This window comes from Alteraurantiacibacter aquimixticola (genome assembly GCF_004965515.1).
Lineage (GTDB): Bacteria > Pseudomonadota > Alphaproteobacteria > Sphingomonadales > Sphingomonadaceae > Alteraurantiacibacter > Alteraurantiacibacter aquimixticola.
Map to the genome: position 1 here is coordinate 738,221 of NZ_SSHH01000002.1, position 12,957 is coordinate 751,177.

Sequence of the window (12,957 nt, forward strand, 5' to 3'; positions counted from 1 at the left end):
CACCTTTGTGTTGCGGTGCAACATTGCACGATTGGCAAGCCCCGCCAACCCCGTTTGCAATACCAAAGGTTCAGGAGCGTTCGAGTTCCGCCGCGACCGCCAGAATAGCTTCGGCCGAGTTGGAAAAGCCCATATGCGAACAGCGCAGGGCGATCGCACGGTCGCGCTCGCCCACACAGCCGCAGGCGCTGCGTGCCGCCACCACGCCGTCGCGCGGGCTCCACAGCGCCACGGTCTCCACCGGCGGTTTTTCGTTGAGGCGTGCTTCGACCGGCGGCTTCTCCACCGAATGGCCGGTGATCAGCTGGTAGATGCGCCAGACATTGTTCGAATAGGGCGTGTGGCTGAAGGGCGATCCCATGGTCACGACCTTTTCCACCAGCTGCGGATGGCGCTTGGCAATCTCGCGCGCGAAGATGCCACCAAGGCTCCAGCCGACCAGCACGACTTCCTGGCCATAGCGTTCATGCACCGCGGCGACGCGGCGGGAGAGGAATTCGAAATTCTCCTCCGTCGGGCCGAAATTATAGCCCATGCCCCACCGCTTAACCTTGTGGCCCGCTTCCTCCAGCTTCCGCGCCATGTAGCGCATGCGCAGCGGATGGGTGGCAAAGCCCGGCAGCAGGATCACCACCTTGCGGGTGGCGGCCGCCGGCACCTGCAGCGGAGCGCGGGTGTGGCGCAGGATCGGCTCGAAAAATGCGCCCGATTCCGCCAGGAACAGGCCAATCGGGGGCCGCGCCGCATTGTACGGCGCCTGGCTGCGCAGCAATTGCGCGCGGCGACGCGTGCCGTCGCCCAGCGCCGCGAGCTTGTCGGCCAGCGCCCGGGCGGGAGTGGTATATTTCAATTTCGCGACGTTCATAATGATACTGTAACACAACTGACTTGTTGTGCCAGCAACGCGTTCAGGCGGTCATATTTCCGCCTCTTATCGCCCGGATCGCTCAGTACGTCGCAGCTTTCAGGAACATTCGCCTTCGCGTTTAAGGATCACGTCATAGCTGAAGCGCGCGTAGCTATCATCGTTATCGAGCCGCACGTCCATGTTCACGCGCGAACCGGTTTCAAAGAGCTCCCCGTCGAGGCTGATGGCGGCGATGTCGCCCCCGGCGCGGCAGCTTAGCTGTGCCGTGAAGTCGTTGCCATCGATCGAAATGCCGCGATAGTCGCACTCGCTCTCGAGCATCTTCTCGAGAAAGACGCCCCTGTCGGCCTCCACCTCTTCCGGTGTCAGGCAAAAACCGTCGAGCTGGCGGGTGGCCTGTGACACCTTGGGATCGGGCTCGCGAGGGTTCAGACTATCGAGCAGGATGCCGGTTTCGCGCACCTGCCCGGAATAGCGTCCCGCCTGCGGGAACGGCGCATCGGCAAGCGCCGCATGGACCTCCGCATCCGACAGCCCTTCACCCTCGACTTGCGCGCCGGTGGGGCCGGCCAGGGCCAGCCCCGCCAGGGCAGCGATCGCCAATCGGCGCCGCCTGCTTATGAGCATTCGCCGATACGCTCGGTCTTCACGCGCATGCGGATGCGGGCATCGCCCATGCCGGGAAGCTCGCTTACGAAGGCCATCTCCATATCCGCCCCGTCGGACGCCATGGTGCCGGTCAGCGTGACATCGCCCGTTACGCCCTGACCCGTGGGGCAGGACATGGCAGCATCGATATTGCCGCCGGACATGTTCATGCGGGTGATAGTGCAATCGCTTTCGGCCATGCCCTTGAGCATTTCCTCGCGCGCATTGGCGGCCTCTTCCGGCGTCAGGCAATAGGTACTTTCCTCCTGCGCGCCTTCCTCGAAAGCGGAGCGCAGGATGTTGAGCATGTCGTCCTCGACGCCGGGCATGCTCAGCTCGATCAGTTCCTGCGTGGAACTGTACAGGCCGGGTTGGGGCATATCGCCCTCCTCCACGGCATCGGCCATTTCGTCCGCCGTCATCGCTTCCCCGTCGCCGGCGTCATTGCCGCAGGCGGCGAGCGCCAGGCTGGCCAGCGTGGCAAGTGCAATCGTCTTTCGCATGGAATTCCCCCAAAGTAATGGGGGCGAACGCGCCCCCGAAAGATGCGCCGAGACTATCAGGCGTTATCCCGTGTGCCAATGCGATTGCGCATAGGCCATTCGTCCCCCATATGTTCCCGCATGGCCGAACTCGTGATCAGACGCGGACTCGAAGAGCCCGATACTTCCGACAGCTTCAAGCCCCACAAGCCCGAACGGCCCGAAAAGTCGATGCCGGGCAGGCCGTTCAAGCTCGTCTCCGACTACGAACCCTCTGGCGACCAGCCCACCGCCATTGCCGAGCTGGTGGCAGGCGCAAAGGATGGCGAACAGACGCAGGTTCTGCTGGGCGTGACGGGCAGCGGCAAGACCTTCACCATGGCCAAGGTGGTGGAGCAATTGCAGCGCCCCGCCCTCATCCTCGCGCCCAACAAGATCCTCGCCGCGCAGCTCTATGGCGAGTTCAAGAGCTTCTTCCCGGAGAATGCGGTCGAGTATTTCGTCAGCTATTACGACTACTACCAGCCCGAAGCCTACGTCCCCCGGTCGGACACTTACATCGAGAAGGAAAGCTCGGTGAATGAGGCGATCGACCGGATGCGCCACTCGGCCACACGTGCCTTGCTGGAGCGGGACGATGTGCTGATCGTAGCCTCGGTCTCCTGCCTCTACGGTATTGGATCAGTCGAGACCTATTCGGCGATGATCTTCGACATCAAGAAGGACGAGACGGTCGACCAGCGCGAGATCATCCGCAAGCTCGTCGCCCTGCAATACAAGCGCAACGATGCCGCCTTTGCGCGCGGCAATTTCCGTGTGCGCGGGGACAATCTCGAAATCTTCCCCAGCCACTATGAGGACATGGCCTGGCGCGTCAGCTTCTTCGGCGACGAGATCGAGGAAATCAGCGAATTCGACCCGCTGACGGGCAAGAAGGGCCAGAGCCTCGACAAGGTGCGCATCTATGCGAATTCGCACTATGTGACGCCCGGCCCGACGATGAAGCAGGCCAGCGCGGCCATCAAGTTCGAACTGGAGGAGCGGCTGAAGGAGCTGCATGCCGAGGGCCGCCTGCTCGAAGCCCAGCGGCTGGAACAGCGCACCAATTTCGACCTCGAGATGATCGCTGCCACCGGCTCTTGCGCGGGGATCGAGAACTATTCGCGCTTCCTCACCGGCCGCCTGCCGGGCGAACCGCCGCCAACGCTGTTCGAATACCTCCCCGAAAACGCGCTGCTCTTCGTGGACGAGAGCCACCAGACCATCCCGCAGGTGGGCGCCATGGCCAAGGGTGACCATCGCCGCAAGCTGACGCTGGCCGAATATGGCTTCCGCCTGCCCAGCTGTATCGACAACCGCCCGCTACGCTTCAACGAGTGGGACGCGATGCGCCCGCAGACCTTTGCGGTGTCCGCCACTCCCGGCAGCTGGGAGATGGAACAGACCGCCGGCGTGTTCGCCGAACAGGTGATCCGCCCCACCGGCCTGATCGACCCGCCGGTGGAAATTCGCCCGACCGAAGACCAGGTGCAGGATTGCATTGCCGAGGCAAAGGCGGTGGCGGAGAAGGGCTATCGCACCCTCGTCACCACGCTCACCAAGCGCATGGCCGAGGACCTCACCGAGTTCATGCATGAACAGGGCGTGCGCGTTCGCTACATGCATTCGGACGTCGAGACGCTCGAACGTATCGAGCTGATCCGCGATCTGCGCATGGGCGTCTATGACGTGCTGATCGGCATCAACCTGCTGCGCGAAGGCCTCGACATTCCCGAATGCGGGCTGGTGGCGATCCTCGATGCCGACAAGGAGGGCTTCCTGCGCTCCGAGACCTCGCTGATCCAGACCATCGGCCGCGCCGCCCGCAACGTGGACGGCAAGGTGATCCTCTATGCCGACCGTATCACCGGCAGCATGGAACGCGCGATGGCGGAGACCGAACGCCGCCGCGAAAAGCAGCGCGCCTATAACGAAGAACACGGCATCACGCCGACCACGATCAAGCGCGCCATCGCCGATATCGTCGCCCACTCCGCCGCCGGTGATGGCGTGACCGTGGAGATCGAGACCGAAGACGGCAGCAACAACCTCGTCGGCCACAATTTGCGCGCCTATATCGAGGACCTGGAAAAGAAGATGCGCAACGCCGCGGCAGACCTTGAGTTCGAGGAAGCCGGAAGGCTGCGCGACGAGATCCGCCGGCTGGAGAACGAGGAACTGGGCTTGCCCGACGGCGAGAAGAAGGCGCCGCTTGTGGGGCGGTCTAACGAAGGCAAGCCGGGCACGCGCAAGACGCGCTACGGCAAGGTGCAGAAGAAGTGGAAGCGGTAGTGCGGGCAATTCCCTTGGCTTTAGCCGTTCTTGTTCTCGCCGCCTGTGGCGAGGAGGCGCCTGCACCGCAGCAGCGGGTCGATCTGGGCGAGCCGCGTCCTGCCGCGCCCGAGGTGATGGCGGTCTCTCCCGACACCTCCGAAGCCACGTGGAGCGTCGATGAGGACGGGCAATCGATCGAGTTCGGCAATCTGGGGGAGGGCCCGCTGCTCACCCTCGCCTGCCGCCTCGGCGGGGAGGAACCGCAAATGGCAGTGATCCGCCATGCCGCCGCGCGCCCCGGCCTCTCCGCCCTGTTCCCGGTAATCGGCAACGGCATGCGCAGCCGCTTCATGGTCGATGCGGTGCTGGAGGAGAATGAGTGGCGTTGGGAAGGCGTGCTGCCTGCCGACGACCCGCAGCTCGACGTCTTCACCGGCACGCGCGCCCTGACCGCCACCCTGCCGGGGCGCGGAATGCTGGAAATTCGCGGCAGCCGTATTCCCGGCGAATTCGTGACCTGGTGCCGCGCGGGCGGTGAGACGGTTGCGGTGGAGGCGGAAGAGGGCGAGGACGCAGAGTAGCTTAGCGCGCGGCAAGCTCCACCAGCATGTCCGGCGTCAGCACCTGCGGCAATTGCTCGCCCACGCCACCTGCCGGATACCACATGTAAAGAGGCACACCCGCCACGCCTTGCTGGGTGAGGAAACGCGTGATCTCCTCGTCGCGCACGGTCCAGTCGCCGCGCATGGCGATCACGCCCGCTGCTTCAAACGCCTCGCGCGTCGCCTCGCGTTCCAGAGCGACGCCCTCATTGACCTTGCAGGTGACGCACCAGTCCGCGGTGAACCAGAGGAACACCGGCTGGCCCGATGCGCGCGCTTCGGCGAGAGCCGCCTCGCTGTAGTCGATGGGCGAGAGAAGGCTTTCAGCGGAACGCGAAGCGCTATCGAATGTCGCTGGCAGGGCAAAGGCCGCGAAGATCCCAAAGGGCGCTGCGATGAGAGCAAAGGCAGGCCATGCCATCTTGCCTGCGCGTTGCAGGCGGCCGGTGATCATCAGGCCGAGCACCAAACCTGCCGCCAGCGCGAGCGCGACGAGCGCAAAGGGCCGCCCGCCGACCTGCACCAGCAACCACAGCAGCGCCAGCGCGGTCAGCCCCATCGGGATCGCCATGATCTTGCGGAAGCGCTCCATCCACGGTCCCGGCTTGGGCAGGCGGTTCCTCAGCGCAGGGACGAAACCGAGCAGGAGGAAGGGCAGCGCCAGCCCCAAGCCCAACGCGGCGAATAACACCAGCGCGGGAAGCGGAGGCAGCAGCAATGCGGCTCCCAATGCAGCGGCCATAAAGGGGCCCGTGCACGGCGTCGCGACGAATGCCGCGAGCAAGCCGGTGGCAAAAGAGGACGCCTGTCCGCCCTTACGCGTGATCGCGAGCGATGGCAGCTCGAAAACCCCGGCGAAGTTGGCGGTGATCAGCACGGCAAGCACCAGCAGGCCGACCACCACACCCGGTTCCTGCAGCTGGAAGGCCCAGCCCACCTGCTCTCCCCCGGCGCGGAGCAGCAGAAGCAAGCCGCCCAGCGCGAGGCAGGCGAGCACCACGCCGGCGGTATAGGCCAAAGCCTCGCGCTTCGCCTGCGCCTCGCTCTCGCCTGCGCGGGCGAGCGTCATCGCCTTCAGCGAGAGGATCGGGAAGACGCATGGCATAAGATTGAGCAGCAAGCCGCCCGCCAGCGCCGCCAGCAGCAGCGACCAGAGCGGCGGGATCGTGCGGCCCGAAGCACCTCCGATCAGTTCGCCGCCGGCCGGGACTTCACCAGGTACCGCCTCGAAACGGATGCCGTTGCCCACCTCTCCGAAGGCGAGGATGCCGGTCACTTCCTCCAGCGGATCGAAAGCGGAGAATTCGGAACCCGGCGGCAGGATAAGCTCGGCAAGCGGCACCTCGGCCACCAGCATGTCGCCAGTGCGGCGAAACACTTGCGGCTCGGCATAGGCAACGCGGCGGTCCGCGCTGATGCGGTCCTGCGCCACAAACACATGCGGCGCGGCGATATCCATGCTGGCGGGCAGCGGGATGGCAATGCGCAGGGTATCTCCCGCCAGCGCGAAGCTCGCCGCGCTGTCGATCAGCGGAGGCAGCGCCGCGCGGTAGCTGTCGAACGCCTCGGCAGCGCCTTCCACCTGCGGCACGCGCAGCGTCAGCGTAGCACTTTCGGGCACGCAGATCTGGTCGGTACAGGCGAGCCATTCGGCATCGACGGTGACCGGCGCCCAGTTCGCCAGTGCCGCACCTTCCGGCACCGTTATCGGCACCAGCACGGCGTAATCATGCTCGTAGACATGATTCATCAGCCCGGCGATCACCAGCTGTTGCGGCACCGGATATTGCGGCTCGCCCGCTTCCCAGCCCTCAGGCAGGTTCCAGTCGAGCCGCATGCCCAGCCCCGCATCGCCGGGGTTCGACCAGTATCCGTGCCAGCCCTCTTCCGGCCGGAAGAGGAAGGCGACCTGCATCGCCTCGCCAGCCACGGGTGCAGCTTCCGCCACGAGGTCGGCCGCGATATGGTTCTGCTGCTGTGCCTGCGCGGGCAGCGCGGCGGCCAGCAGCATTACGGCCAGCAGATACCGGAAATGGTCCATCACTCTTGCGCGCATGATGGCGCACGATCTAGGAGCCTCAGACATGAGCGACAAGCGCGATCTCCTGATCCTCGGCGGCGGCCTGGTTGGCATGACGCTGGCCATAGCAGCGGCGAAGAAGGGCATTTCCAGCCATGTGGTGGACCGGGCCGACCCGGCGGAACTGACTGCGGAGGGCTTTGACGGGCGCGCCTCGGCCATTTCCACGGCCAGCTGGAACCTGTTCCGCAATATCGACATTGCCGATGCGCTGGAGCCGTTCGGCTGCCCCATCGCCAGCATCGCGGTGACCGACGGGATGAAGCCGGGCCGGATCGATTTCCAGCCCGAGGAGCATGAAGGCACGCTTGGCCGCATGTTCCCCAACCGCCGCCTGCGCCTCGCCCTGTTCGAGGCGGCGCAGGGCGAGGACCTCATCTCCTATCGCCCGAAGACCAATGTGCTGACGCGCCATCGCGGCGACCATGGCGTCACGGCCATGCTGGCGGATGAGACGGTGCTGGAAGCCTCGCTGATGGTCGGCGCGGAAGGCCGTCTTTCCCCGACACGCGAGGAAGCGGGCATCACCATGGCGCATTGGGATTATTCGCACCGTGCGATGATCGTCGGCCTCACGCACTCCAAGCCGCATGAGAATGTCGCGTGGGAGATCTTCTATCCCGCCGGGCCTTTCGCCCTGCTGCCGCTGCTCGATGACGAGGACGGCTCGCATCGCAGCGCACTGGTGTGGACGGTGGCGGAAAAGGATGCCGCCGGCGTGCTCGCCATGCCGCGTTCGATGTTCCGCGCCGAAGTAGCCAAGCGCATGCATGGCGTGCTGGGCGAGATCGAATTGCAGGGCGATATCAGCGCCTACCCGCTCTCCTTCCAGCATACGGTGCAGATCACCGGCGACCGCCTGGCGCTGGTGGGCGATGCCGCGCACGGCATGCACCCGATTGCCGGACAGGGCCTGAACCTGGGCCTGCGCGATGTCGGTGCACTGGTGGAAGTCATGAGCGAAGCCGCGCGGCTCGGCCTCGATTTCGGCGATGCGCAGATGCTCGCCCGCTATCAGAAGTGGCGCGCGCTCGATTCGCTGATGGTGATGGGCGCGACCGACGGGCTGACCCGCCTGTTCGGCATTCCCGGCAAGCTACCCAGCGCGATCCGCCGCCTCGGCATGGGCATGGTCCAGCGCACACCACCGCTGAAGCGCTGGTTCATGGATGAGGCGCGCGGCGTGAGCGGCGAGGTTCCCGAACTGCTGAAGGGCTGAGGCCCTTGCCGCCAGATCAGTTCGCGGGGCTCGGCTGTTCCACCCGCTGGCCTTCCGCGTCACGCAACTCGCGCGGTTCCAGCACGGAAGCTGTCTCCAGCACTTCCAGCGCGGCCTGCGCGGCGCGATAGCGTTCGGCATCTGCCAGCCAGTCCGCCGCCGCCGCCGGATTGGGGAGCGCGGACACCTCGGCAATCGCGCGTTCGGTGCGCCCGCTTTCGAGCGCGATGCGTGCGCGTTCCAGCCGCCGCTCGGCGACGGGCGAAGGCGTATCGTCGGTACGGATGGAGAAGAGCTGCGACAGCTCATGCCCCAGCCGCGTCATCATCCCTTGCCCCTCGGGAATATCGGTGAGTTCGGGCGCGAGGCCATCCAGACGCACGATAAGCTGGTCCAGCGTGACCGGGTCCTGCGAGGCGTTGACGATCGTCTGCACCGCATTGGGCCGCGCATCGCCAAAACGCAGGCGCAGCTGGTCCTCCAGGAAGCCCAGCGGCTGGCCGCGTTCCAGAGCCCGGCGCGAGGCGAAGGCGATCAGCATGCCTTCGGCGCGCGCGGCATTGCCGGCGGCGGCCTGCGATTGCAGGTCGAGCCTGGTGAGCCGCTGTTCCATGGCCGCAACGCGCTGGTCGATGCCGCCCGCCTGCACTTCCACCTGCTCGACGCGTTCCACCGCCGCACGCGCTTCCTGCACCACCACTTCGGCGGCTCCTGCAGGCACGGTAACAGGTTGGGGATCGCCGATGGCGCCCAGCGGCATGGTGGCTTCTGGCGCGGTATCGCTGCGCAGGCGGAACATGTCGCCCACGCCCAGGCCATCCCCGCGCGAGAAGAGCATCACGGCCAATACGCCAAGCAGGAAAGCGGCCAGAACCGCGATTACCAGCGCGCGCATGCCGATGCCGCGGCGCATCTTGTCCTGCGTGGGAAAGGTGTAACCTTCGTCCATACTATCCTTTGCGAGCCCGCCGACCATCCATTCACGGGCACCTTGTCAGCGCCTCTCGCTTCCGGGTTCAGTCAGCCTTTTGGCACATCTCCTTCGCCAAGGCCAACAATGCGCCCGCAGCGGGACGTTGGGCGGATCGGAGCTTTCCCCAGCCTGAACCGGCCGCATCGGCAATCCTCGGCCCCAGCGCAGCGAGGGCAATACCGCCCTTTTCTATCCCTAAACGCTCGCATTCATTGCGAAAATGCGTGGCCGCCCCTGCCGAGTGGAGCAGCACCAGCGCATCGCCCGCCTGCAGTGTCTCGACCAGTTTTGGCGGCATTTCGCAGTCGCAGGCAGCATAGGTTATGCACATTTCGACCGTCACGCCGTCGGGCGGAGCAAGATCGACATGCCGCTCCCCGGCCAGCCGCAGCAGCCGCAAGGGGCGCTCATCCATCTGGTCCAGCAGCTTCTGCAAGCCGCCCTCGCCCACCAGTTCCACTTCGAAGCCCGCCTCGCGCGCCGCCTTGGCGGTGGTCGGGCCCACCGCCAGCACGGGCTTGCCGTGGTAGCGAGCGAGTTCCTCGCCGCCATGGCGGAAGGCGTTCATGCTGCCGGCGAGAAGCCCGTCCACTTCGGCGGGATCGGGTCCCTGCCATGCGCGCGGTTCAATGCTCGAGAGCGGGAATGCGCTGATTGCGAGGCCTTGTGCGGCGCCATTGGCGACCGTCTCGCTGCTTGCGGGTTCAGGGCGGATGGTAATGACGTGCATCGCTTATTCGCCTGCAAAATGGCTGCGGATCGCGGTGCTGGCGCGCGAGAGGAGGTCATGCGCAAGCCTTGCGGGAGCTTCCGTATCCTCGGCTGTGAAGCGCGCCTCACCTTGCACCATCTGCGTTCCGTCCGGGCTGTAGAGCGCGGCCTCCATCGCCAGCTCGCCCTCCTCCCAGTCACAACGCACCGCGATGGCCGAGTGGCAATTGCCGCCCAGCGCCAGCAGCAGCGCGCGTTCGGCCGTCACCTCCGCCCGGCTCGGCTCGTGGTCGATGGCGGCGAGCAATTCGCGCGTCTCCGCATCATTGGCGCGGCATTCCACCGCAATCGCCCCTTGCGCGGGCGCAGGGAGCCAGCCGGCGGGATCGAGCGCGTGACCCACGCCATGCTCGCCCAGCCGCTCCAGCCCGGCGGCGGCGAGGAATGTCGCATCGGCCTCGCCCGCCGCCAGCTTGGACAGGCGCGTGGCGACATTGCCGCGGAACATCACCACCGAACAATCGGGCCGCTGGTGCAGCAATTGCGCGGCGCGGCGCGGGGCGCTGGTGCCGACCACCGCGCCGGGCTTCAGCTGCGAGATCGAGCTTGCCCCCACCAGCCGGTCACGCTTGTCCGCGCGCGGCAGGATTGCAGCCAGCGTAAAAGCTTCGGGGCGCACCGTCTCCACGTCCTTCAGCGAATGGACGGAGGCATCAATCGCGCCTTCGGCCAGCCACTGGTCGAGCTCCTTGGTCCACAGCGCCTTGCCGCCGATTTCGGACAGAGGGCGGTCCTGCACCTTGTCCCCGCTGGCGATCACGGGGACGAGTTCCACGGCGCTTTCATCCCAGCCATGCGCCTTGCACAGCCGGGCGCGCGTCTCCTCCGCCTGCGCCATGGCGAGCGGCGAACGGCGGGTCCCGAGCTTCAATTTGACAGTTGTATTCATAAGCGTGGCGCTTGCCCTAGATGGCAATTGCGTCCAGTGGAAGCCGCGCAATGACCATTGTCTTGGGCATAGAGAGTTCCTGCGACGAAACCGCCGCCGCGCTGGTGGACGGGGACAGGCGCATATTGGCGCAGGCCATCGCCAGCCAGGAGGCCGAGCACGCCCCCTATGGCGGCGTGGTGCCGGAAATCGCCGCACGCGCCCATGCGACACGCATGGCGCCGCTGATCGAGAAGGTGCTGAAAGAGGCCGAGCTGGGGTTGAAGGAGGTCGACGCGATAGCTGCGACCGCCGGGCCGGGTCTGATCGGCGGGGTCATGGTCGGCCTCGTTTCCGCCAAGGCGCTCGCCATGGCAAGCGACACGCCGCTGCTCGCAATCAACCATCTTGAAGGCCATGCGCTGAGCCCGCGGCTGGCCGATGCCTCGCTTGAGTTTCCCTATGCCCTGCTGCTGGTGAGCGGCGGGCATTGCCAGATCCTGCGCGTCGAAGGCGTCGGCAAGTACCAGCGCCTCGCCACTACGATCGACGATGCTTTGGGTGAAGCTTTCGACAAGAGCGCCAAGATCCTCGGTCTCGGATATCCCGGCGGTCCGGCGATGGAGAAGCTGGCGCTGGAAGGCGATCCTGAGGCCGTTCCCCTGCCCCGCCCGCTGGTGGGCAGCGGCGAACCACATTTCTCCTTTGCGGGCCTCAAAAGCGCGGTGCTGCGCGCGGCGGAGAGCGGGGAGCACAAGCCCGCCGATATCGCCGCGAGTTTCCAGCAGGCCGCCGTCGACTGCATTCTCGACCGGATGCGGATCGCGCTTCGCAATATGGGCCCGGTCAATGCGCTGGTCGTCGCGGGCGGTGTCGCCGCCAACAAGGCCATCCGCGCCGCGCTGGAGGAGCTGGCCACCGAGCACGGCCTCGCCTTCACCGCCCCGCCTTTGCCGCTCTGCACAGACAATGCGGCGATGATCGCCTGGGCGGGTATAGAGCGGCTGGCGGCTGGCGGCAGCGCGGACCCGCTCGACATTTCGGCCCGCCCGCGCTGGCCGCTCGATCCCGATGCAGCACCCGTTCGCGGGGCAGGAGTGAAGGCATGAGTGAGGGGGCAAAAGTAGGCGTCGTGGGGGCAGGCGCCTGGGGCACCGCGCTCGCGCAAATGCTCGCCAGCGACGGGCGCGACGTGCTGCTCTGGGTGCTGGAGGAGGAGCTGGTCACCGCGATCAACGCCACGCACCGCAACGATCTCTACCTCCCCTCCGCCGAGCTCGCGCCCTCGATCCGCGCGACCAGCGACCTTTCCGAAATGGCCGCGCTCGACATGTTGCTGCTGGTCACCCCGGCACAGCACCTGGGCACCGTGATGCGGCAAATGCCGTCCCACCCGCGCGACCTCGTGCTCTGTTCCAAGGGGATCGAGGCTTCGACCGGACGGATGATGCACGATGTCGCGCGCGAGATTGCGCCCGGCTCCGATATCGCCGTGCTCTCCGGCCCGACCTTCGCGCATGAAGTGGCAGCGGGTCTTCCCGCCGCCGTAACGCTGGCCTGTGGCGGCGGTGAGGAACAGTGGCACCGGCTGGTTGGCGAAATCGCCCGGCCGACCTTCCGCCCCTATTATTCCGACGATCTTGTCGGCGCCGAAGTGGGCGGCGCGGTGAAGAACGTGCTCGCCATAGCCTGCGGCGTGGTCGACGGCTTGCGCCTCGGCTTCAATGCCCGCTGCGCGCTGATCAGCCGCGGCTATGCCGAAATGCTGCGTTTCGGCGAGGCGCTCGGCGCCAAGCGCGATACGCTGGCGGGGCTGTGCGGCCTGGGCGACCTCGTGCTCACCTGCTCCTCCACTTCCAGCCGCAATTTCTCGCTCGGCAAGGCGCTGGGCGAAGGGCAGAGCGCCGCCGCGCTGATGACCGACCGGCGCACCGTGGCCGAAGGCGCGCATACCGCGCCCGTGCTGCGCGAACTCGCCGCGAAGCACGGCGTGGACATGCCCATTGTCGATGCGGTCTGCACCCTGCTGGAAGGCGGCGACGTCGCCGCGGTGGCGCAGGACCTGCTCACCCGCCCGCTGAAAGCCGAAGGGCCGCCCAGTTGAGCACCCCAGCACCACCCGAGGACGCCGGC

The 12,957-nt window shown here is 66.3% G+C and carries 12 protein-coding genes; 5 read left to right on the top strand and 7 right to left on the bottom strand.

Annotated elements, in window-relative coordinates; translation table 11 throughout:
- Positions 1-70: 70 nt before the first annotated feature.
- The 3 genes from E5222_RS10100 to E5222_RS10110 form a co-directional block, all read right to left on the bottom strand.
- Entirely contained in the window at positions 71-850 is a 780-nt protein-coding gene (locus tag E5222_RS10100) for an esterase/lipase family protein (protein ID WP_246021665.1), read from the bottom strand.
- A gap of 114 nt (positions 851-964) precedes the next feature.
- Positions 965-1,471, bottom strand: coding sequence for a DUF3617 domain-containing protein (locus E5222_RS10105; protein WP_169053547.1), 507 nt, complete (start codon positions 1,469-1,471; stop codon positions 965-967).
- A 14-nt stretch (positions 1,472-1,485) separates the two neighbouring features.
- Entirely contained in the window at positions 1,486-2,019 is a 534-nt protein-coding gene (locus E5222_RS10110) for a DUF3617 domain-containing protein (RefSeq protein ID WP_136693626.1), read from the bottom strand.
- A 120-nt stretch (positions 2,020-2,139) separates the two neighbouring features.
- Here E5222_RS10110 and uvrB point away from each other — a divergent pair, with 120 nt between their 5' ends.
- Together uvrB and E5222_RS10120 are read left to right on the top strand one after the other, a co-directional pair.
- On the top strand, positions 2,140-4,329 hold the full coding sequence (gene uvrB, locus E5222_RS10115) for an excinuclease ABC subunit UvrB (RefSeq protein WP_136693627.1): 2,190 nt from the start codon (positions 2,140-2,142) through the stop codon (positions 4,327-4,329).
- A 14-nt stretch (positions 4,330-4,343) separates the two neighbouring features.
- Positions 4,344-4,892, top strand: coding sequence for a hypothetical protein (locus tag E5222_RS10120; RefSeq protein ID WP_136693628.1), 549 nt, complete (start codon positions 4,344-4,346; stop codon positions 4,890-4,892).
- Between the two features lies 1 nt (position 4,893).
- On the opposite strand, the gene E5222_RS10125 is transcribed toward E5222_RS10120, so the two are convergent.
- Positions 4,894-6,954 (bottom strand): protein-disulfide reductase DsbD family protein, encoded by a 2,061-nt coding sequence (locus E5222_RS10125; protein WP_136693629.1) that lies wholly within the window; start codon positions 6,952-6,954, stop codon positions 4,894-4,896.
- 43 nt (positions 6,955-6,997) lie between these two features.
- On the opposite strand from E5222_RS10125, the gene E5222_RS10130 reads away from it, so the two are divergent.
- Entirely contained in the window at positions 6,998-8,212 is a 1,215-nt protein-coding gene (locus tag E5222_RS10130) for an FAD-dependent monooxygenase (RefSeq protein ID WP_136693630.1), read from the top strand.
- Between the two features lie 16 nt (positions 8,213-8,228).
- On the opposite strand, the gene E5222_RS10135 is transcribed toward E5222_RS10130, so the two are convergent.
- The 3 genes from E5222_RS10135 to hemC all read right to left on the bottom strand — a co-directional run bounded on the left by E5222_RS10135 (position 8,229) and on the right by hemC (position 10,845).
- Entirely contained in the window at positions 8,229-9,161 is a 933-nt protein-coding gene (locus tag E5222_RS10135) for a hypothetical protein (RefSeq protein WP_246021666.1), read from the bottom strand.
- A 67-nt stretch (positions 9,162-9,228) separates the two neighbouring features.
- The gene (locus E5222_RS10140) at positions 9,229-9,915 is read right to left on the bottom strand and encodes a uroporphyrinogen-III synthase (RefSeq protein ID WP_136693631.1); all 687 of its coding nucleotides are present in this window, start codon (positions 9,913-9,915) and stop codon (positions 9,229-9,231) included.
- Between the two features lie 3 nt (positions 9,916-9,918).
- Positions 9,919-10,845, bottom strand: a complete 927-nt coding sequence (gene hemC / locus E5222_RS10145) for a hydroxymethylbilane synthase (RefSeq protein ID WP_136693632.1) — start codon at positions 10,843-10,845, stop codon at positions 9,919-9,921.
- A gap of 50 nt (positions 10,846-10,895) precedes the next feature.
- Between hemC and tsaD the strand changes: the two genes are divergently transcribed.
- Positions 10,896-11,933 (top strand): tRNA (adenosine(37)-N6)-threonylcarbamoyltransferase complex transferase subunit TsaD, encoded by a 1,038-nt coding sequence (gene tsaD, locus E5222_RS10150; RefSeq protein WP_136693633.1) that lies wholly within the window; start codon positions 10,896-10,898, stop codon positions 11,931-11,933.
- Positions 11,930-12,928: an NAD(P)H-dependent glycerol-3-phosphate dehydrogenase gene (locus E5222_RS10155; RefSeq protein ID WP_136693634.1), complete on the top strand. Its 999-nt coding sequence runs from the start codon at positions 11,930-11,932 to the stop codon at positions 12,926-12,928. Before tsaD ends, E5222_RS10155 begins: the two co-directional genes overlap by 4 nt.
- Positions 12,929-12,957 lie beyond the last annotated feature (29 nt).